The sequence below is a fragment of the Paenibacillus periandrae genome (assembly GCF_022458865.1).
Lineage (GTDB): Bacteria > Bacillota > Bacilli > Paenibacillales > NBRC-103111 > Paenibacillus_S > Paenibacillus_S periandrae.
The window spans coordinates 157067-177447 of sequence record NZ_JAJNMU010000005.1 but is presented as its reverse complement, the minus strand read 5'-3'; the positions used below and the strand labels follow the sequence as shown (position 1 = coordinate 177447).

19 protein-coding genes are annotated in these 20381 nt (G+C 46.8%); 12 read left to right on the top strand and 7 right to left on the bottom strand.

Translation table 11 applies throughout. The annotated features are described in order from the left end of the window. The first annotated feature begins 54 nt into the window (after positions 1 to 54). The gene (locus tag LRL21_RS09790) at positions 55 to 216 is read left to right on the top strand and encodes a hypothetical protein (RefSeq protein WP_240415595.1); all 162 of its coding nucleotides are present in this window, start codon (positions 55 to 57) and stop codon (positions 214 to 216) included. A gap of 401 nt (positions 217 to 617) precedes the next feature. After that, complete coding sequence (gene desA / locus LRL21_RS09785; RefSeq protein WP_240415594.1) at positions 618 to 1640, top strand: Delta(5) desaturase DesA; 1023 nt, start codon at positions 618 to 620, stop codon at positions 1638 to 1640. Positions 1641 to 1733: 93 nt separating this feature from the next. Here the strand turns inward: desA and LRL21_RS09780 are convergent, their stop codons facing one another. Together LRL21_RS09780 and cidR are read right to left on the bottom strand one after the other, a co-directional pair. After that, on the bottom strand, positions 1734 to 3194 hold the full coding sequence (locus LRL21_RS09780) for an alpha-amylase (protein WP_240415593.1): 1461 nt from the start codon (positions 3192 to 3194) through the stop codon (positions 1734 to 1736). A gap of 120 nt (positions 3195 to 3314) precedes the next feature. Then, positions 3315 to 4193 carry a cidABC operon transcriptional activator CidR gene (cidR, locus tag LRL21_RS09775; protein ID WP_240415592.1) on the bottom strand — a complete coding sequence of 293 codons (879 nt, stop codon included), beginning with the start codon at positions 4191 to 4193 and terminating at the stop codon, positions 3315 to 3317. A 143-nt stretch (positions 4194 to 4336) separates the two neighbouring features. On the opposite strand from cidR, the gene LRL21_RS09770 reads away from it, so the two are divergent. From LRL21_RS09770 to LRL21_RS09760, 3 genes are all read left to right on the top strand, one after another. Further along, positions 4337 to 4705, top strand: a complete 369-nt coding sequence (locus tag LRL21_RS09770; RefSeq protein ID WP_240415591.1) for a CidA/LrgA family holin-like protein — start codon at positions 4337 to 4339, stop codon at positions 4703 to 4705. A 5-nt stretch (positions 4706 to 4710) separates the two neighbouring features. Further along, a complete protein-coding gene (locus tag LRL21_RS09765; protein WP_240415812.1) occupies positions 4711 to 5388 on the top strand; it encodes an LrgB family protein in 678 nt (225 codons plus the stop codon). Between the two features lie 356 nt (positions 5389 to 5744). After that, positions 5745 to 6635 (top strand): GNAT family N-acetyltransferase, encoded by an 891-nt coding sequence (locus LRL21_RS09760; protein ID WP_240415590.1) that lies wholly within the window; start codon positions 5745 to 5747, stop codon positions 6633 to 6635. Positions 6636 to 6695: 60 nt separating this feature from the next. Here LRL21_RS09760 and LRL21_RS09755 read toward each other — a convergent pair whose 3' ends face one another. Beyond that, positions 6696 to 7142 carry a GreA/GreB family elongation factor gene (locus LRL21_RS09755; protein ID WP_240415589.1) on the bottom strand — a complete coding sequence of 149 codons (447 nt, stop codon included), beginning with the start codon at positions 7140 to 7142 and terminating at the stop codon, positions 6696 to 6698. Positions 7143 to 7522: 380 nt separating this feature from the next. On the opposite strand from LRL21_RS09755, the gene LRL21_RS09750 reads away from it, so the two are divergent. Then, positions 7523 to 7726, top strand: a complete 204-nt coding sequence (locus tag LRL21_RS09750) for a sporulation protein Cse60 (protein WP_076235850.1) — start codon at positions 7523 to 7525, stop codon at positions 7724 to 7726. 613 nt (positions 7727 to 8339) lie between these two features. On the opposite strand, the gene LRL21_RS09745 is transcribed toward LRL21_RS09750, so the two are convergent. After that, the gene (locus LRL21_RS09745) at positions 8340 to 9155 is read right to left on the bottom strand and encodes a DUF6492 family protein (protein WP_240415588.1); all 816 of its coding nucleotides are present in this window, start codon (positions 9153 to 9155) and stop codon (positions 8340 to 8342) included. 188 nt (positions 9156 to 9343) lie between these two features. Here LRL21_RS09745 and LRL21_RS09740 point away from each other — a divergent pair, with 188 nt between their 5' ends. From LRL21_RS09740 to LRL21_RS09730, 3 genes are read left to right on the top strand one after another with little or no spacing between them, the layout of a single operon-like run. Next, positions 9344 to 11341 carry a GTP-binding protein gene (locus tag LRL21_RS09740; protein WP_240415587.1) on the top strand — a complete coding sequence of 666 codons (1998 nt, stop codon included), beginning with the start codon at positions 9344 to 9346 and terminating at the stop codon, positions 11339 to 11341. Between the two features lie 53 nt (positions 11342 to 11394). Continuing rightward, positions 11395 to 12309, top strand: coding sequence for a DMT family transporter (locus LRL21_RS09735; RefSeq protein ID WP_240415586.1), 915 nt, complete (start codon positions 11395 to 11397; stop codon positions 12307 to 12309). After that, a complete protein-coding gene (locus LRL21_RS09730; protein ID WP_240415585.1) occupies positions 12309 to 13043 on the top strand; it encodes an SDR family NAD(P)-dependent oxidoreductase in 735 nt (244 codons plus the stop codon). The genes LRL21_RS09735 and LRL21_RS09730 overlap by 1 nt, the downstream gene beginning before the upstream one ends. 20 nt (positions 13044 to 13063) lie before the next feature. Here the strand turns inward: LRL21_RS09730 and LRL21_RS09725 are convergent, their stop codons facing one another. The 3 genes from LRL21_RS09725 to LRL21_RS09715 form a co-directional block, all read right to left on the bottom strand. Beyond that, complete coding sequence (locus LRL21_RS09725) at positions 13064 to 13375, bottom strand: hypothetical protein (RefSeq protein ID WP_240415584.1); 312 nt, start codon at positions 13373 to 13375, stop codon at positions 13064 to 13066. 181 nt (positions 13376 to 13556) lie between these two features. Next, the gene (locus tag LRL21_RS09720) at positions 13557 to 14672 is read right to left on the bottom strand and encodes an RNA-guided endonuclease InsQ/TnpB family protein (protein ID WP_240415583.1); all 1116 of its coding nucleotides are present in this window, start codon (positions 14670 to 14672) and stop codon (positions 13557 to 13559) included. Then, complete coding sequence (locus LRL21_RS09715) at positions 14650 to 15276, bottom strand: IS607 family transposase (RefSeq protein ID WP_338044604.1); 627 nt, start codon at positions 15274 to 15276, stop codon at positions 14650 to 14652. The genes LRL21_RS09720 and LRL21_RS09715 overlap by 23 nt, the downstream gene beginning before the upstream one ends. A gap of 364 nt (positions 15277 to 15640) precedes the next feature. Between LRL21_RS09715 and LRL21_RS09710 the strand changes: the two genes are divergently transcribed. The 3 genes from LRL21_RS09710 to thiM are packed head-to-tail and all read left to right on the top strand — an operon-like array spanning position 15641 to position 20316. After that, positions 15641 to 18217, top strand: coding sequence for a DUF2339 domain-containing protein (locus LRL21_RS09710; RefSeq protein ID WP_240415582.1), 2577 nt, complete (start codon positions 15641 to 15643; stop codon positions 18215 to 18217). Then, positions 18180 to 19481: a DUF3999 domain-containing protein gene (locus LRL21_RS09705; RefSeq protein WP_240415581.1), complete on the top strand. Its 1302-nt coding sequence runs from the start codon at positions 18180 to 18182 to the stop codon at positions 19479 to 19481. Before LRL21_RS09710 ends, LRL21_RS09705 begins: the two co-directional genes overlap by 38 nt. A 22-nt stretch (positions 19482 to 19503) precedes the next feature. Continuing rightward, positions 19504 to 20316, top strand: a complete 813-nt coding sequence (gene thiM / locus LRL21_RS09700) for a hydroxyethylthiazole kinase (protein ID WP_240415810.1) — start codon at positions 19504 to 19506, stop codon at positions 20314 to 20316. Positions 20317 to 20381: the final 65 nt, after the last annotated feature.

Sequence of the window (20381 nt, the reverse complement as noted above, 5' to 3'; positions counted from 1 at the left end):
ATTTTCACATAATTTGAGTTCGTCGGCAACAATTATTTACAAAGGATGTTATGTATGCATGGAACAAACCAACGGATTGTGCCACTCGGATTATTTGAAAAACGCAGAAAAACTGCAGAATTAAAGCATAATAGAGAGATGATTGCCATAAATACAGGCGGAGACAAGCTTCTGCAAAATGTGACAAAAATTGAACTATTGTGCTCTGGGGAGTAGGTTCTGACTAATAATTTTGGAGGATTATATATTGCGCTAACCTACAGTTAGGTTATAATTAGAAATGCTTGCTAATGAGATGCCAACTCCGAAGGTCCCCCTCTATGATGGTAATATGCCACTCAAAGATGAAACTCTTTTAACTACCCACTGGTATTGGAATGAAAAGCAGCAGAAATTGAAAGCGTACAGCAGGCAGAGCCTGAGGCATCGACAGATGCTTGCAATCCCTAATAATAATGCGTATAATCAAGATGAAAATGATAATCATTATCATTTGACAGTAATTTAACCATGTATGGCTGTTTGATTCGATAAAGAAGTTTGAAACTAAAACCTAAGCTTTAACGTATACGTCAACAGGCACATATGTATCTACCACGAGAGGAAGATTTATTACAATGCTTCATAAGGAACAAGGCAGCTGGCGCAAAGACATCGCACCCTACGAAAGATCGCATCTGAAGCATAGTATATGGCAACTCGTGAATACCGTTATTCCTTTTTTCATTCTTTGGTATCTTGCCTATTTAAGCTTATCGGTATCTTATTTTCTTACTTTACCGATCACGATCGTTGCAGGCGGTTTTCTCGTACGGATTTTCATTATTTTTCATGATTGCTGCCATAAATCTTTCTTCAAAAATAAACATGCCAATGAGATAGTCGGAACGATAACGGGTATTTTGACCAGTGTTCCTTTTCGCCAATGGAGACACACTCACTCCGTACATCATGCGACCAGTGGTAATCTGGACAAGCGGGGAACGGGAGATATTTGGACGATGACCGTAGATGAGTATTTGGCTGCATCGTTGATGAAGCGGATCATTTATCGTATTTACCGCAATCCGTTCGTAATTCTTGGTATCGGTCCAACTTATATTTTTCTGATTGACTATCGCTTCAATCGTAGAAATATTAACATGAAAGAACGAATCAACACTTATATAACTAACATCGGTATATTCGGTTCAGCCGCGCTGCTGTGCTGGACACTGGGCTGGGAAGCATTCCTGCTCATACAGGTTCCGATCTTTCTGGTTTCCGGTACTGCGGGTATCTGGATGTTCTACGTTCAGCATCAGTTCGAGGAAACCTACTTTGAGAATAACGATAAATGGGATTATGTAAAAGCGGCTATGCAAGGAAGCTCTTTCTATAATTTACCTAAAGTGCTGCATTGGATCACCGGAAACATCGGCTTCCATCATATTCACCATTTGAGTCCGCGTGTGCCAAACTACTATTTGGAAAAGGTTCACAACGTGAATCCGGTATTGCGGGATGTTGAGACGATTACACTGCGCACAAGCCTGCAATTGCTTCGCTTCCGAATCTGGGATGAGCGGGATAAAAAGTTTATTACTTTCAAGGACATTAAACATCTGGCTATCAGTCGAAAAGTAGTAGAGGAAATGTAAATCATACAGCTATTATTACTCTTATAACGCTTATAGATAGGAACAAAAGGCACCCATCGGGGTGCCTTTTGCATATGGGCTGCATCCCATGAATTAACCCTTGTCAGCAAGCGCCCACACCGAGACACTGCCTCCATTAACCGGAAAGCTGGCAAATCCATCCGCTCCGATCGTGATTTTATCACTCCGCGTGTTGGTGAAGTCAATCCATACTTGACCTGCACGCTCGGGCCCAACACACATTCGTTTCTCGCCGTTGTCTCCGTTGGAGATGACCACAGCACAGCCTGAGCGCTCAATATCCGGCACGCCCCGGCGTACCCAGCCAATGGTATTCGGATGATCGAAGTAGTCCTCCTGGTCGCCATACGCTTTATGGTATCGGGCATACAGCAGGGGATCGATGGCAGCTTTTTTGCCTGCAATCGACGGTTCACCGCCTATACCATAATAATCGCCATAAAATACACACGGATAACCGTCCTTACGAAGCAAAATGATCGCATAAGCGCTTTGCTTAAACCAGTCACCTACCCACGATTCCAGCGCCTGGCCCGGCTGTGAGTCATGGTTATCGACGAATGTGACCGCATTTTGAGGATGTGTAGCCACCAAGGAGTTTTTAAAAATCGTAGTCAGATTAAAGGCCTTGCCAGCTTGTGCAGCTTCATTAAAATTATAATGGAGACATACATCGAATAAGGATAGCCTGCAATCTACCGTATCCATAAATTCCTGGCATGCGCCAGGATCCGAATTCCAAAACTCACCCACTATGTAAAAGTCGTCACCGCGTGCCTTCATGATCTCGATCACAAAATCCTTAATAAACTCGCGGCTAATATGTTTAATCGCATCGAGCCGGAATCCGTTGCATTGCAGCGTATTAGCCAGCCATCGGCCCCACTTGATCATTTCTTCCTTGACCTTCGCGTGGTTGTAGTCGATATTCGCGAACATTAAATAATCATAATTTCCGTAGGCATCGTCCACGTGCTCGTTCCACTTTTTATTTTCGCCGAGAATCCGGAAAATTCCACTTTTATTTTGTTTGGCGTCAAAGTCGGTTCCGTTAAAATGCTCAAAGGTCCATTTGAAATCGGAATATTGATTGCCGCGGCCGGGAAATGTAAACTTGGTCCAGCCTTCGATATCAAAGGGCTGGGAAATTTCCTCAGTCCGATTATCGCCATCAACCTGAATTACTTTAAAAACTTCCTTTTCGTCAGCACCGGCTTTATGATTCATCACAAGATCGACGTATACGGCAACACCATGCTCCTGACAGGCTTTGATCGCTGCTTCAAGCTCTGCTTTTGACCCGTATTTGGTACGGACCGTACCCTTTTGGTCAAATTCCCCCAGATCGTATAGATCGTACACGCTGTATCCCGTATCCTCGACTGATTGGCCTTTGGTGACGGGTGGAATCCATACGGAATCGATCCCTCTTTCCTTCAATTCCGGGGCCAGCTTGGCCAGGTTGTTCCAATGGTTTCCGTCGGATGCCAAGTGCCACTCAAAAAATTGCATCATTGTGTGATTACGCTCCATCCAGGTTTCCTCCCTAAGCTACGTACATATCGATAAATCGATCTTTTAAGAGATTACCCATCCGGTTGTTCAGATAAACACGATACAGCCAAGGAATCGAACTTCTTCTATGAATGCTGCTCAAAAAAGACTTTGGGTGAAACGAATCCATTCCCGTGCGGCTAATGAGAGGTAGCTGTTTTTGCGCCAAATCATCACCAAATGCCAAGGAATGGAGGGCTCAATCAAGGGAATTGCTTTGACGTGGGCAGGATCAAGCCGTTTGCAAATGGTTTCCGGCAGCAAGGCAATACCGAGATTAGCCGCGGTCATTTCATGAATAAAATCCCACTGTGAGCTTTCATACAGCACATGAGGGTGAAAGCCGCTTCGGACACATTCAGCGATAATCTGATCATGCAGGGCAAAATCCTTATGAAAAAGGATGAATGTTTCCTGGGCCAATTCCGAGAGAGCCACCTCACTATGCTGTGCGAGCCGATGGGAAGGGTGGACGATCAGCTTCAAATTTTCCTGAATAATCAAGTGGGAATCGAACAGCTCCTCGTTCGTCGGCAGCAGCACGACACCCATATCGAGATGGCCATTAGCAATTTCGATCTGCAGCTTCTTGGAGCCCTCTTCGACCATTTCGATCGTCACGCCCGGGTAAAGCTCGCGAAAACGGCTCATCACTTGAGGAAAAAAGCTCGATCCGACCATAGGCGGCAGTCCGATACGAATATGACCTTTATGTAAATTCGTCAGGTCACTCAGCTCTGATGTCAGGTTTTTGAACGAGCTTACGATATGCTGCGCCTGGGAGAGGATAGCTTGACCCGCGTCTGTCAATTCGACTCGCTTGCCGACTCGGGAGAAGAGGGTGAGACCGAGCTCTTCCTCCAGACTTTTAATCATTTTGCTCAATGTGGGTTGTGTAATATGCAGTGCCTGAGCGGCTTTGGTGAAGCTGTTGTACCGAGCCAGTTCCAGCACATATTGCAGCTGCCTGATATCCATCGGTGTATTCTCCTTATTATAGATAAATGGAATGATAACAATTCGATATATTCATTTTACCAATGATAGATGCTGAAGTACACTTTATAGATGCAGTGAAGCGAGATCAATTCACAGCACTTTGATGAAAGGATGGATTCACAATGAACAAACTCCTGAAAAGCGTGCTTCAAATTGGTTTTTTTGTGCTGGTTTCGCTAGCTATGAATCAACTGGTAGTACTGATGCATTGGCCGATTCCCGGCAGTATTTTAGGGATTGTGGTCATTTTTATAGGTTTGCAAACGAAGCTGATCAAGCTGGAGTGGATTGATGCAGGTGCGAGCTGGCTGTTGGCAGAGATGCTGCTTTTTTTCATTCCGCCTGCCGTCAGCCTGATTCAATATGAAGATCTGATCATGTCCAGCGGACTGCGGATTCTGCTCGTTATGCTGGTTAGCTCCATAGCGGTTATGGCAGGGGCAGGCTTCCTGGCACAATGGATGGTCAAGGACAAGAGGAGAAACCCATGATGCTTATACTGGCGCTAGGATGTCTGATCATAACGATAGCTGTATACGGGTTGGCCAAACGGCTGTATCGCGCTGTTCCCAAAGTGTATTTGTCACCGCTCCTGCTCACTCCGACTGTTGTTATGCTGGTGCTGCTGCTCACAGGGATTCCTTACGAAACGTATCATATCGGAACGGAATGGCTGAGTGAGATGATCGGTCCGGCGACAGTAGCTATGGCGGTACCGCTGTACAAGCATTTAGCAATACTAAAAAAACATGCGCTTACGATTATGGTAAGTGTCTGCTTTGGTTCGAGCCTGGCTATTGTATCCTCGGTGTGGCTGGCCAAGGAGCTGCATCTTCAGAATCAAATTATCGACAGTCTGGCTGTACGCTCCACGACAACACCTATTGCAATGGCTGTGACGGAGATGCTGGGTGGTACACCGGCAATCACGGCTATATTCGTCCTGATGACAGGCTTGTTTGGCATGATCGTAGGGCCGCTGATTATCCGGCTATGCCGGATTGAGCATGAGATTGCTCGTGGTGTGCTATTTGGGACAAGCGCACATACGGCAGGTACCTCCAAAGCGTTCGAATTCAGTGTGGTCTCAGGCTCCATCTCCAGTGTAGCGATGATGGTGACAGCTTTCTTTACACTCGGCACTGCACCCTTGGTATTGTTGTGGCTGTTGTGACACCTTGATTATAGCTCATAAAAACAAACATATGTTCCTGATTTTGTGATATCATAGAAGGGTATAAGTTCACTCGGAGGAGGCGTTCGCTATACAATTGCTATGGTGTGCAAATTGCAGCTATGCTCATGATGCTGAACTATGGAAAGTGAAAGGATATAAGTATGGCTCATGTCCGAAATGTGGTCAGAGCGAATATCGATTCGCCAACAATTGGATAGTCCTCGCTGATTTGAACGGCTGGTTATTACCGATTAACGGAAATAAATATGAAGTTCGTCAATTAAATCTAGATTTTAATGATTAAATGAATGAAAGGTGAATGCCCCAACCGAGGCATTTGCGCGGAGGAGCCCATGAACGATTTAAAGCTAATACAAGATTACAAGCATCTGCCCGAATATCGGCTAAGCTTTAACGAGCTGGCTGCTCAGGTCTTTCATATAGATTTTGAGCAATGGTATAAGCGGGGCTGCTGGGATGATACCTATACGTGTTATTCTTATATTGACGGAAATACCGTTGTTGCCAATTTATCTGTGAGCAGGATGAAGCTTGTTTTGAACGGTCAGCACTACAAGGGGATTCAAATCGGCACTGTCATGACGCATCCCGATTATCGCAGCAGAGGCCTTTCCAGAAAGCTCTTGGAATTTGTGCTGGCCGAATATGAAGCAAAATGCGATTTGATGTATTTGTTTGCGAACAAAAGCGTGCTCGATTTTTATCCGAAATTTGGTTTCACACCTGTAAGGGAAGCCAGTTTTACAATGCCTGCTTCTAATCAGGAGCCTAAGTGCTCAAGTCTGCGACAGCTGGATGTCAATGCTGCCGCGGATTGGAAGCTGATTCAGACCCTTGCGGCAGAACGCCAGCCGATCTCGCAGCAGTGCGGAGTGATGGGGGCGACAGGAATCTTTTTGTGGTATTGTCTGAATGTTTTTGGTGAAGATATTTATCTGATTGAGGACACACAAACCCTTGTTATTGCTCAATATGAGGACAAGGAGCTGCATGTATTCGATGTGATCAGTCAGGAGCCGGTTGAACTGACAGCTTTGCTGGCCGCGATCGTTAGCAGGGAGATCAGCAGCGTTCACTTTCATTTCACGCCGCAGTTTAACGATATCGAGGTTGCAGCTGCGCCTTCCCTTGTCGAGCCGGACACGACACTTTTCATTCGGGCAAATTCAGCTCGTTTATCATTGCCAAGCCCTCTGCGATTTCCTCTTGTGGCACAGGCCTGAGTAAAGGGTAAAGCAGCCTTCTGGAATAGCAAGGCTGCCTGATTGATTGTGTCTTGTTATTTAAGTGATGTCACCACTGTTCACATACTTGATGCCTTCGACTTTTACCGAAATGACCCCAGAGGGTACGGCTAGCTGATACGTCTCATTGATTTGAGACATGAGTAATTGAATCCCCATGGGAGACAAAAACGATATCAGGTTGTGGTTAGGGTCGGCATGTTGGGGGAAAACAATGGTGAAGGATTCGATCCAATCCTCGTTTACATACCGCAGCTCCAATCGGCTTCCGATCAAAGCAACGGAGTTTAGACGGTCTTCGTTAAGATCAGCGACGATTTTTTCGAGAGTTGAAGTATAATCTGATAATATCCGCTCAAACGCACTGCGCTTGTGATTGTTTTCCGGAAAATAATGATTCAAGAAATTGGTCTTTTCTTCATCAAAATAAACAAGCTGATTGATCAGCTGTAATCGAGAACCAACGAGCAGCGGACTACGGCTCATAGTAGATCTCGCCTCCTTCACGACTCACGAACTCTCTTGGATGGTTACAATCCATTTTCACACAAATCCCTCCTATATAAATAGAGGTCTCCCTTACGGAGACCTTGAGAACAGTATACCAAGTATTATATGTAAATCCAATCGATTCCTTTTTGCAAAAGAACAATTATTTATTTCGACATTCAATAACTTAGTTTGACAGCCGCCCCGTAGGGTGCTAAGATAGCTTAAAGTGAAGGCATTCCGCAAGTATTGCGGAATGCCTCATTGTCTTTTCACACCCCTCTTACATTAAATGTAACCGAATACAGGGGTGTGCGTCATGGAGTCACTTCTTGTGCTGCATGGCTGTAAAACCATTTGAAAAAGGAGCTGCTGCAATGATCCAAGTTAAGGAATTTCTCGATACGGATAACTCTTATGCCGAGAACAAAGCGAACGAGTTTTTGGCCGGTTTAAAAGATGATCAATTGATTAACGTATGTTACGGTTCGGTCATCAAATCAACACTTTCTGGTGTAGAGCACCAAAGAAGTGCCATACTGGTCGTTTACAAGACGAACGAAAAAAAGCGAGTGACATAGAAAAGCCACTCGCCGAATGATGAGGTGGGCTGCGCATTGAAAAAGAAACCATTGCTTGATTTCAACAAATTAAGCAAAGACAAAACACGTTCATTTTTACTGTTAATATCCGTATGCTCTACCGTGGTTCTTGTAGTTATCGCTATTTATGTTGTCCTTACAATTATTTTCAATAAATAGTTTATCAACAGGAGGCTGGTTTAAATGGAACCCTTAGTGTTATCGCATGGTGTACTTGCATCGAGAGTGATCTACAACGAACCGTAGTGAATCATCGAAAGTTGCAGGATCTATGTAACGCTGAGTCGATTCTACACGCGGCTCCTCTGCACAAATTTAGCATTATCACTCACATAGACATACCTTGATTCAAGGAGATCATGCCCTGTTGTTGAAGGGAGATGGTCTCTTTTTTCATGTGGCTGCCATCTCGCTGCCCAACAAGAGCCTGGAAATAGGCTGGACCAGAAGGCACTTGGACTACCCTCTATGGGCGGCCTGGGTGCCTTCCTGTGTCAATCAGACTCTGTAGATATTCAAAGCGCAAGGTTACACTCATGAAGAGACGATGCCTGCATCACGTGTTCATGATTACAGGCCAGTCAGCTTGACCTTAACGCTTCGACTTTTTCGTATAACACTTTCGCTTGTGAAAGGAGATGGACCGATAAGTCCTTGCCAGCTTCTTGATCCGTTTCTGGGGAATTCCCGCTGGATTCATGCTTAGGCTCTTGTTCAGTGCTTTCCTTAAAATGACACGTTTGGGGGAGCTGGCATACAGGAAATTACCGTACGTCTCGAATTCGGAAAAACCAAACTGCTTGGATTTGTTAATGCTGCGGATGATCGCGGAATGCCAGCTGGTGTTATGACGGGCGGCGATCTTCTTTTTGAGTCGGGACAGCTTCGCTTTTTCAAACAGCATATAGTGGGTGACGAAGGAGGACGGTCTCGGTGCACGCTTCCCCAGCAGCTTTCGATACGTATTAAAGTATTCAGGCTGACTCCAGTTACGGCAATAAAATATTTGTTTGCCGCCTGATCTAAACAAATGTGGTCGTATAAGCACGGTGTCTGCGTCGATAACGAGATAAAATTTTTGCGAAACCTTCGAGCTGCCCCCGAATTTTAACAGCTGCTGGAACAGCCATCCGGAGCGGTCCCATTTACGGGAGCTGTAGTGGATGTTTTTTTTGGTTATGGGCAGGACGGTATTTTCATGAACAAAGGTACAATTTTTCCGTGCGCAAAGGCTTTTGATCCGTTCGCTGTCCGGGGATACAATCATAATTTTCCCGATCGGATGCATCACATATTTTCTTACACTGTCAATAACGTAAGGCAGCGTCGCTAAATCCTTATCAATGGCAGGGATGAGCACATCGATCTTCGTGCTGCTGCGCCTCTGAATCCGGGTTGTACTGGACATTTGGTCAACTCCATCGGCTAGTGGTTTTGGGCGAAAGCGCTTGGGAGCTGATAATTATTGGACTCCACGCCACAGCCCTCTATGAATTAAGAGTATGTGGATGCAGCAGTTGGCGTTCCGAATAAGTCATGCAACTTTGGCCCAATTGCGCTAAAATGAAATCAAAGCTGTTAAGGAGCCAAATATCTATGTGTGAGGAACAAGAGTCGAGACGTAATATTGGGATATTCGCTCATGTGGATGCAGGGAAAACAACGACGACGGAGCAGATGCTGTATCAGAGCGGTCGCATTCGCACGCTGGGCAGCGTAGATACAGGAACGGCACAGACCGATTCGCTGGATGTAGAGCGGGAGCGGGGTATTTCTGTAAGGGCTTCCGTTACACGACTATCCTGGGAGGGGGTTTCGATCAATCTGGTGGATACGCCGGGGCATGTCGATTTTCTATCCGAGGTCGAACGGTCGCTGCGTGTGATGGATGGTGCGGTTTTGATTATTTCAGCCGTGGAGGGTGTGCAGTCGCAGACGGAGGTCATCTGGCAGGCTCTGCGTGATATGCGAATGCCAACGATTATATATATGAACAAAATGGATCGGGTAGGTGCAGATCCGCTGGCTGTTATGGAGCAAATTCGACGTCTGCTCACTTCCGGTGCAGTACCGATTCAAGCTCCAAATGGAGTTGAGGATACCTTTGTCGGTCCGGTTGATCTGCTGGATGTGAGCGGGACCGAATATGAGGCATGGGCAGCCCCTTACAGGAAGCTGCTTGTCGAGTACGCAGCTGAGCAGGATGATACATTGATGCTGCAGTATATGGATACGGAGGATGTGCGTACCGCAGAGCTGCTGCCCGTCCTTCTTGATTCGGTACAGCGTTCGCACTGTGTGCCTATATGCTTTGGGGCTTCGAATCGGGGCATGGGTGTAGCACAGCTGATGGACATGATGGTGCAGCAGCTGCCAGCACCCGCAGGTGTCAATGAGGCGGAGCTTTCCGGAATCGTCTTCAAGCTGGAAAAGGACGCGACGATGGGACGTATCGCTCACGTGCGACTCTATAACGGAGTGATCCGCAATCGCGATACAGTGCTTAATCATACGCTTGGCATTGAGGAAAAGGTTACACAGATTCGTAAAGTAGAGGGACAGAAGACGATAGATACAGGGATTTTACAAGCGGGCGATATCGCTTCTGTATACGGTTGGAGCCGGGCAAGAATTGGCGACATCATTGGTTCTCCGAATGGTGTGCCGGGAGAGCAGCGGTTGGCGGTTCCGCTGCTCACCGTGCAGGTGCATTGGCGTAATGAAGCCGAGTATCCGGCAGTCGTAGCTGCGATGCAGGAGCTGGCTGATGAAGATCCTTTGTTGGATCTGCAGTGGCTGCAGGATGAGCGGGAGCTGCATCTCAAGGTTATGGGACGCATTCAGATGGAGATCATTACACATCTGATAAGCAGCCGGTTCGGACTCGTTGTCACGCTGGGCGAACCATCGGTGATCTATAAAGAAACACCCGTTCATGCGGGGGAAGGTTTTATGGCTTATACGATGCCTAAGCCCTGCTGGGCCATTTTGCGATTTCGGATCGAGCCTGGAGCAAGAGGTAGCGGGCTGAGGTACAGCTCGATAGTCAGAAATGAGCATCTGCTGGAACGGTATCAGAATGAAGTGGCACGGCGGGTGCCGATTGCTCTTGAACAAGGATTGAGGGGATGGGAGGTCACGGATTTAATCATCACGCTGGTCGAAGGCGAGCATCATGTATGGCATACGCATCCGCTGGATTTTGTTATTGCGACCCCGATGGCGATTATGGACGGATTAGCCAACACCGGCACGAAGCTGCTGGAGCCGATGCTGCGGTTTCGCTTGTCCACACCGGAGGAATACGGCGGCAAGCTGATGAATGAGCTCGTGCTGATGCGCGGTCAGTTTGATACTCCCTTGCTGCGGAATGGACGGATGGACATAGAAGGCATACTTCCTGTCGCGACATCGCTCGATTTTCCTTCACGGCTTGGTTCACTGACCAAGGGGCGAGGGACGTTATCCGTGTTTTTTGCAGGTTATCAGGATTGTCCGCCGGAGGTAGAGATGGAACGTCAACGAAGAGGGGTTAACCCGCTCGATCAATCCAAGTATATTCTTGCTGTTCGGAATGCGCTTACACAGCTGTAAAGAAGCCAAGAGAATGACATCCATTCAAGATGAAGGAACGAGGCGCTTTTTGCATGATACAGTCCTATGTACTGCTGATTTTGTGCGTGATCTGTTGGGGCAGTAATTTCGTATTTGGCTCGATGCTGGTTCATGAGTTTCCGCCGCTATTGCTGTCGGCTTTTCGATTAACGGCGACTTCGATTTGCCTGCTAAGCTATGCTTGGGGCACACGGAAGCTGGGTAAGCTGACCCTTCGGGATTGGAAGCTGCTGGTTCCGCTCGCGATTTTCGGAACACTGCTCAACCAAACGGCGTTTTTTACCGGTCTTCAAACCGTTGATGCGACGACAGCTTCGTTGATTTTATCGTTGGCTCCGCTGACGATTGCTCTATTGGCCAGAATCTTTTTGAAGGAATTGATTACCAAGCAAATGCTGGTAGGCTCTGTGATTGCGATTACTGGTATTTTCTTTGTGGTAGGCAGATCAGATGGTCTTCAGATTTCTATAGGGATGCTGTACGTTTTTATTGCGATGTTCACCTTCTCCGTGTCTGTCATTATTATGCGCAAGCTGACTGAGCGAATGGGGGCATTTACCGCTACCGTGTATTCGACGGTTATCGGCTCGAGCCTGGTCATACCGGTTGCTCTGATCAAAGAACCGCTTCATCAGGTGAGCACGCATTTGTGGGCTTGGGTGCTGTTGTTTGCAACAGGCATTGTGATGCAGGGGGTTTGCTCGGTCATTTGGAATATCCAGTTAACACGGGTAGGGGCGGGTAAGGCATCGGTGTTTTTGAATTTACAACCGTTTGTCGCTATGCTTGTGGGATTCCTGCTCCTTGGCACTGCGGTGTCTATCGTCCAGGTTGTTGGTGCGCTGCTCATTGTGGGTGGAGTGGTGCTGGCGACTTTACAGAGAAAAGCAAAGGATAATGGACTTGTAGAACCCATAGGCACAATCACAATAAAGGAGATCAAATAATGAAAAATCAAGCAGCATTAATTACAGGCTCTGCAACCGGAATAGGTAAAGCCGTCGCACTTCGTCTTGCCCGGGAGGGTGTCCATATTATGATCAATTATTCCAAATCGGACAAGGAAGCCGAAGAAACGCGGCAGGAAATTGAAGCGCTGGGCGTAAAATGTCTGTTATTTAAGGGTACAGTATCGGATGATTCGCAGGTAAGGCAGATGGTGCAGGCCACGATCGACGCTTTCGGGAGATTGGACATATTGGTGAATAATGCCGGAGTGACGGACTTTGTCAGCCACGATGATCTGGAAGGTCTTAAGGAAGAATATTGGGATCGGGTGATGGATGTTAATGTGAAGGGGATGTTTTTCTGCTCACGTGCTGCATCGGCTGAGTTAAAGAAGAACAGAGGCTGTATCATCAATATCACATCGGTTGCAGGGCTTACTGGGCTTGGCAGCTCCATTGCGTATGCGGCTTCCAAAGCGGCGGCCAATAGTGTGACCAAATCATTGGCACGTGTGATGGCACCTGAGGTGCGTGTGAACAGCATAGCGCCTGGCATTGTGCAGACAAGATGGGTCGAAGGTCAGGAGGAGCATGTGAAGCGCTTGGGTGAAGGAACACCGCTCGGCAGAGTTGCCGCTCCTGAGGACGTGGCTGATGTGGTGTATGCGGTCATTGCGCACTCTCATTTTGTCACGGGTGAAATTATTAAAGTCGATGGCGGTATGTACATCTAGGAGACAGGTCCTATTGCTTGCTAGTCGTACTTCTCGTCATCTATTCTGTCCGTGTTCTCCAGGATGAACTCCAGTTCGGTTTCAAAATTGAGCAGCAGCGGATCGGGCAGCACTTCGAGGATTTCCTTAACAGCAGGCAGCGCCATAGCTTCCTCCAGTGTTTGGGGACGCTGCTTCAGCTCGTTAATCCAATCACGGACAGTCTCGATCCATACATAAAAAGAAGCTTGAAATTGATCTGCTGTTGACTCGGCTTCTTGCGCTTCCGATCCAGCCATCGAGTTCCAGTTTCTAATAACGGCAGCTAGCGCTTGCTTGATCTTCTCATTCATTGTGAGTCCGTTGCCAAAATCTTATAAAACTATGATAAACAAATACTAGATTATAAGTTTTGTTTGCTTCCTGCTTAGACGTGTTCGATTTTGCCCAAGGGCTACTCTCGTTTGGTATGACACTCTGCAGGCGTAAATTCGGATGCAACGAATCCTACATATCAGCGGTAACGTTAAGGTGTTACATCGTTAATTGTAACCCGTAATTCGCAAGATTGATCGAAGCGTTCAAGTCCCTATCTATCTGTAATCCGCAAGAACATGTATACACTCGATCAGATAGTTTCAAGTCTTTTTTTATGTCCCCACAACGTGAGCACATTTTAGAAGACGGATACCACCTGTCAGCTTCTACAAGTGCAATGCCGTACTTTTCGCACTTATACCTAAGCTTTATCTTAAAATCGTGTAATTTTTGCTCTGCAATCGCTTTGGATAGATGCCTGTTCTTCATCATTCCCCTCACATTCAAATCTTCGATAACGATTTTCGACGGTTTGGTTTTCACAATCGAATTTGTCACTTGATGAATGTGATTGTTACGGATGTTCGCTAACCTCCGGTGAAGCAAACGTATTTGTTTTTCTTGTTTTATCATGTTGCTTGTTTTGGCAAAACGGCTTCCCTCCTTATTCATCTCATATTTACGGGAGACGCTTCGCTGCAACCTGCGAAGGCGTTTCTTCGTTTTGCGTACTGCTTTTATTTTGTTGATGTTTTTATGTCTTTCTCCGTCCGAACGAACGGCTAATTCTTTAACACCAATGTCAATACCTAGGGTTACGTTTGTCAACTCAACTTTTGGCACTTCTCGTTCGATCCCAACTGCCAGATACCAGTACTTCCCGTCGAAGCTAACGCGAGGATTGCTGTACTTGACGTTCATTGGCAGTAGTTCAGCAGTTGCTATCCATCCGACTTTCTCGATCAAAACAATACCGTCTTTGACTTTCAGCTTTTCCGTATCGTTGTAGAATGCTGGCTTTGACTTCTTTCTACTCTTAAATCTTGGACACTTTGCTTGCTTTTTGAAGAATCTTTTGAACGCTTCACAAGCATCCTTAACTGCTTGTTTGACTATATTGTTCGATACTTCAAACAGCCACGCGTAATCTTCTGTCTGTTTCAGAATCGTCAATTCTTTCCGCAAATCTTCGTGTGAAATGAATTTGCCACCGCGCTCTTGTTGTTTGGCCAATGTCCAGTTATACGCCCACCGTGCTGTCCCTGCGGATTTCCAAAGCTGCTTCTCTTGTTCTAGAGTTGGTTTAAGCCTAACCCTCGATGCAAGAATCATCGGCTAACAGCTCCTTTATCATCCGCTTGGCTTTGTTCGCACTTTTGCCTTGTAGACGGCAGCTAAACACCGTTACGATCTGAATTAAATCCTCTTCAAGTTCCAGCTCTTCTGTTTTCTCTGTGTTGTCAATAATCTCAATTTCAGCGCCAAACATTTTTGCAAAATTTTCGATTCGTTCAAACCCAAACCGTAACAGCCTATCTTTATAAAGAATTACAACTTTGGATACTTCTTGACGTGCAAGTCGCTCGACGACTTCAAGCAGCCCTTTTTTATTGTAATTAATGCCACTGCCAATATCAGTTATCACCTCAAATGAATAGCCCTTCGCAATCATATAAGTACGCACATGCTCGATCTGGCGTTCTAAATAATCCTTGTGTTTCACGCTTGAAACGCGGCAATAACCAATAACAATCTTTTTGATGTCACTTCCCCCGCCTAAGAAAGCTCGGTATTGAGTTTCGGTATAATACCGATACCCATTTCCACTCTTGCAATGCGGAATTAGTGTTCCTTTCTTCTCCCAATTCCTTAAAGTTTGCGGCGTTACTCGAATCATCTTGGCAAACTGATGTATGGGATACAGCTTTTCTTCCACAATCTACCACCTCGATTTTAATTCTATCCTACTTGGTAGAATTGATAAACTATTTTGTATTTTTATAATTTATCAGAAACAGTTAATCCCCTCCTGACATTGTACCTGCGTTACACTAAATTATCATAGAGCAGCCTGAATGCAAAGCTACAGTTCACAGCTTGGCAGGACAGGCTGTTTTTTTATGACAAAAGGGATAGCAAGCATCAGCTTTTTTTATTTTTGTTAGACGAGTGATCTACGTGGGTAAGAGCTCATAGAGCTGTGTTGCGAAGGGTACTAGATGAATTTAGTACTTTTTTTATGGATGTATTGTAGTAAAATGGAAATCAATCGAATATCACTGAGAAACGGAGGGGAATTCATGGACGAATTTAAAGCCCGGTTGGTTTCGATCAAAGATAACCAGTCTGCGTTGATGAAGGAGTATCAAGCTTTAATCAATGAATACGAATCTCATGATTTGATTCATGAAAACCAGATGCTTCGTCAGCAATACGAGGATTACAAAAGCCGTTTATCTGAGCTGCAGGAGAAGTACAGGCATAAGGATGAAGAAAATGCCAAATTGCGGGTTTCCCTGAACGAGCAAATGCTGGATGAAAAGCTGAACCTGATCAAAGTGTCCCGTGAAAAGCTCAATACCTATTTTGCTGGCGCCGATCATGCTCATATGAATCGACTGACAGCCTTTGAAGCCGAGGTCAAGAAAAATATCGACCAAATGATGCAGAGGGCTAACACAGAGCTGGGTGAGGAGAAGCAGGAAATCCTCAACAGGATTGTGTTGCTTTCCAGCGAGCTTAATGAGCAAATCACTGCCCATCGCGAGCGGCTGGCTGAGCAGGAGCGGCATCGGCATCATGACGTTAAGGGCGGATTTGACCGCCTGGAGTCTGAAGGGGTCAGCGAAGAGGTAATGCAGAAGCGAATCAAGCAGAACCAGTTTGAAATGAAAATTGGCTTGAACTGGATCAATAAGCTCGGTATTCTGTTAATTATTCTCGGAGTGGGCGCTGCTTTTCGATACACCTATTCCACTTGGTTTAATGACTATATGAAGGGCAGTGTATTTTTCCTGCTGGGAGCGCTGCTGCTGGTAGGTGGAGAATGGCTGTTTCGCAAGCAAAAGCAAACGTTTGCGCTCGGATTGCTGGGTGGCGGGATTTCGATTTTGTATGGCTCGATCTTTTACAGCTATTTTTTACTTCATATTATAGACCTTTACGCCGGATTAACGCTGTCTGTGCTCGTTTCATTAACGGCCGTTCTCTTATCGCTGCGTTATCAATCGCAAACGGTATGTGCATTAGGTCTGGTTGGCGGCTTTTTGCCGCTGTTTTCTTACGCTGGTGCGATTGGCTTGGAAGGGAACGCCATCTATGCCGCGATGGGTTATTTGTTCCTGCTGAACCTCGTTATTCTGCTGGTTTCATTCCGTAAGCGGTGGACGATCATCAGCTATATCAGCTTTGTGTTTAATGCCCCCTCGATGATCGCTCTGGTGCTGTACGCACCAAGTGAAGCTATCGGAATGCTCTACTCCGTGCTGACCTTTGCGATGTACGTGGGTGTCACCTTGGCTTATCCGTTTCGATATCAAGCAAAGCTGTCGATCGGAGACGTATGTCTGCTGGCGCTTAATACATTAATCAGCTGTGGCATTCTGTATGGCCTGATGGGCAAAGCTGGATTGCAGGATTACATGGGCTTGCTGGCGCTGATCTTCTGCTTGATCTACATGGGCTTGGGCCGATTTATCGAGAAGGTCATGCAGCAGGAAAAAGCGACGATGATGCTGTTCTATGCGACCTCGCTGACGTTCGCCGTCCTGATGATTCCGTTTCAACTGGGTGTTCAATGGCTGGCAATGGGCTGGCTTATCGAAGGTGTCATTCTGATCATGTTCGGCCGCATTAACGGTTTGAATAAGCTGGAAGGAGCGGGCTGGGGTATATTCCTGCTATGTCTGGGTTCCTTTTACTTATGGGATGCGGCGCTGCTTGAAGTACTGCTGTCCAAAGGCCGCTATTTCGATATCAAATACAGCTCTGTTATGGTCGGCATGCTGCTGGTTATGCTGTTCTATGCTGTAGGTATCCATCGGGGGCAAGGCACTATGCAAGAATCTTTGCGGTCGGCGCGACCTATCGTCCGTCATGGTTTAACAGGCTTTAAATATTTCACGCTCGCCAATCTGTGGGTATTCCTGTTGATCGAGAGCAATAAGCTGTATGAGCATTGGGTGCCCTATACATGGGTTCAATATGACTTTTACGAGCTGCTTATGGCGGCGATGATCACGATAGGGTTAGCTTACGGGCTGAGTCGAACGGCTGTGCTTTATGACAGGATCGTCAAATATTTCAGCTGGTTCCTATACATGATCGGTTACATCCTGTGTCTGGTTATTACAGTAGGAGAACCTGTGCTGCAGCCAAGCTATATGGATAATACGGCAGCCGACTATTTTGCCTTAATACTGCTAATCGGGTTTCATGTGCTTGTATTTTTCAGTGCACGAGATTTCCTGCTTGCCGCACTTCGCCGCACGTATACCAATTCGGAGCTCTATCCGGTTATACTCGGTGTATATTTGCTCGGGATTACGACGGCGTTCCTTGACGTCCAGCTTCGTTTAGGCGACATCAGCCTGATGTTCAGCTTCCTGTACCTGCTGCTGGCTATCAGCTATATCGTATATGGATTCCGTTACAAATATGTATATATTCGCAGGCTCGGCCTCGGGTTGACGCTGTTTGCAACTGCCAAGCTGGTCTTCTACGATCTCAGCTTCATGTCGTCCGGCGGCAAAATGGTAGGCTACTTCTGCTTCGGTCTTGTACTGCTGGGTATTTCCTATGGCTATCAAAAGGTATCGAGTAAGCTGGAGGTGCCGCCTAATGATCACAATCCATCACAGCTGGCTCCCAAAGAGTAGTCTCATCAAGGTCATGGTCATCACAACTTTGGTGATCAGCCTGCTGCCCGGCCTCAGCAGTACCGGGTTCGCCGCGGAAGCTGCCAACCCTAGCAATTGGCGGTATGCGAAACCGATTGAGCTGCAGGGGAGCGGTAAATATGGGGCGCTGTTTCTGGATGACGAAGTGTACAAAGGCGCACGTGAGGATCTGGGCGACCTGCGAATTATGGATGATAAGGGACAATTCGTCCCTTATTATGTGGACAGTGGTGCTGCCAAGGCTGTGGATACGCAGGTTGTCTATAAATCGAATGTGACCGACACGGTCAAGAAGAATAACGATACCTTGATCGATTTTCGAATTTCTCCGATAGATGCAACCAAGGATATACAAGGTAATGGGGTAGTACTTAGCCTGCCCGAGCAAGCCTTTCTCAAGCATCTGGAGCTTCATGGCAGCTATGACGGCAATCAGTGGGAGCTGCTGCACAAAGATTATGTGTATCGGACCGAGCAATTGGAGAAAAATACAGTGGTGCTCGACAAGACGGTGAAGTTCACTTATTATCGTGTAAAGATTATCGATAATGTGGAAAATCTGGCATTCCCGCAGCTGCAGCTGATCCACCGTACGCGTGCAACGAGCTGGCAGGAATTTGCCAAGACAACCTCGCTGCCCTATGACACGAAGCAGGAACAGGGACAGACCTTATTGCGGGTGCGTAACGATAACCGACTGCGGATTACGAAGGTACAGCTGGAAGCGCAAGGAAGCTTTCGACGTTCTTATACGGTACAGACAGCAGATGGGCAGGATGTTTCCATCGAGGGAAAGCGGGAGCTTTATCGTCTTGACTTCAAGGATGTACAACTGCAAAATACGATGATCGTCGGGGCTGTACCGATCACGAGTCCAGCATTTACGATCAAAATCAATAATCAGGATAATGCGCCAATCCAGCTCACCGGCTTGAAGGTAGACTATGTGCTCGATAAGCTGGTATTCGAGCGCCAAGAGGGACGAACGTACCAGTTGGTGTATGGTAATAGCGGTGCAATTAAACCAAGCTATGATATTTCCAGCTTCCGAACACAGATCGAGCAGGAAAATCCGACGCTTGCCAAGCTGGGGGTACAGACCGAAGCCCCTGAGGTAGCTCGTGGAGGGCAAGCGAATTCATCATGGTTCCAGACCAAAGTAGGATTTAATATGATTATTATTGCCGTATCCGTGCTGCTGGCTGTTATACTGGGTATGAAGCTAAGCAGGTCCAAAAGATAGGAGGAGGAACAGGGAATTGAGCATTCATATCGAGCAGGTCATTGAAGTTTTGGACAAGGTGAGGGCAAACAATCCGCTTGTTCACAATATTACGAATGTGGTTGTCACCAATTTTACCGCCAATGGGCTGTTGGCTCTTGGAGCTTCCCCGGTTATGGCCTATGCCAAGCAGGAGGTGGCGGATATGGCCAAGATCGCTGGAGCACTTGTGTTAAATATGGGCACATTGGATAAAAAGGTGATTCGCGCTATGCTCATTGCAGGCAAATCAGCGAATGCGCATCGAGTTCCTGTAGTTTTTGACCCGGTTGGGGCGGGAGCGACACCTTACCGTACGGAATCTGCACGGCTGATTATGAAGGAGCTGAAGGTCTCTGTACTCAGAGGCAATGCGGCAGAAGTCGCTAATGTGATCGGGGAAGCATCGACAATCAAAGGTGTAGATGCGGCAGGTTCAGACAACGGTAATGCAGCCGAGCTTGCTGCCCATGCGGCTCGTACTTTGGGCTGTGTCGTTGTTGTAACCGGTAAAGACGATTATGTTAGTGATGGAGAGATCAGCTATAAGGTGAGCAATGGCACACCGCTGCTGACGAAGGTGACAGGCACAGGCTGCCTCTTAAGCTCGATTATTGGTGCTTTTGCCGCGGTTGAGCCCGATTTGGTTCTAGCCTCAGCAGCAGCGCTGGCCTATTATGGAGTTGCTGCAGAAGCAGCAGTCGCTGTGTCCGGTGCGGATCGTCCGGGAGCTTTTCAAATCGAGCTGATTGATGCTTTGCATCGCACAGGTCAAGAGGCATTGCAGCAAGGTGCTGTGATTCAGCAGCTGGTGTAGCTGGTGAATAACGATGCGGAAGCGCAGCACGAGCAGTACGAACAACAGCCCTGCCATCATGGATG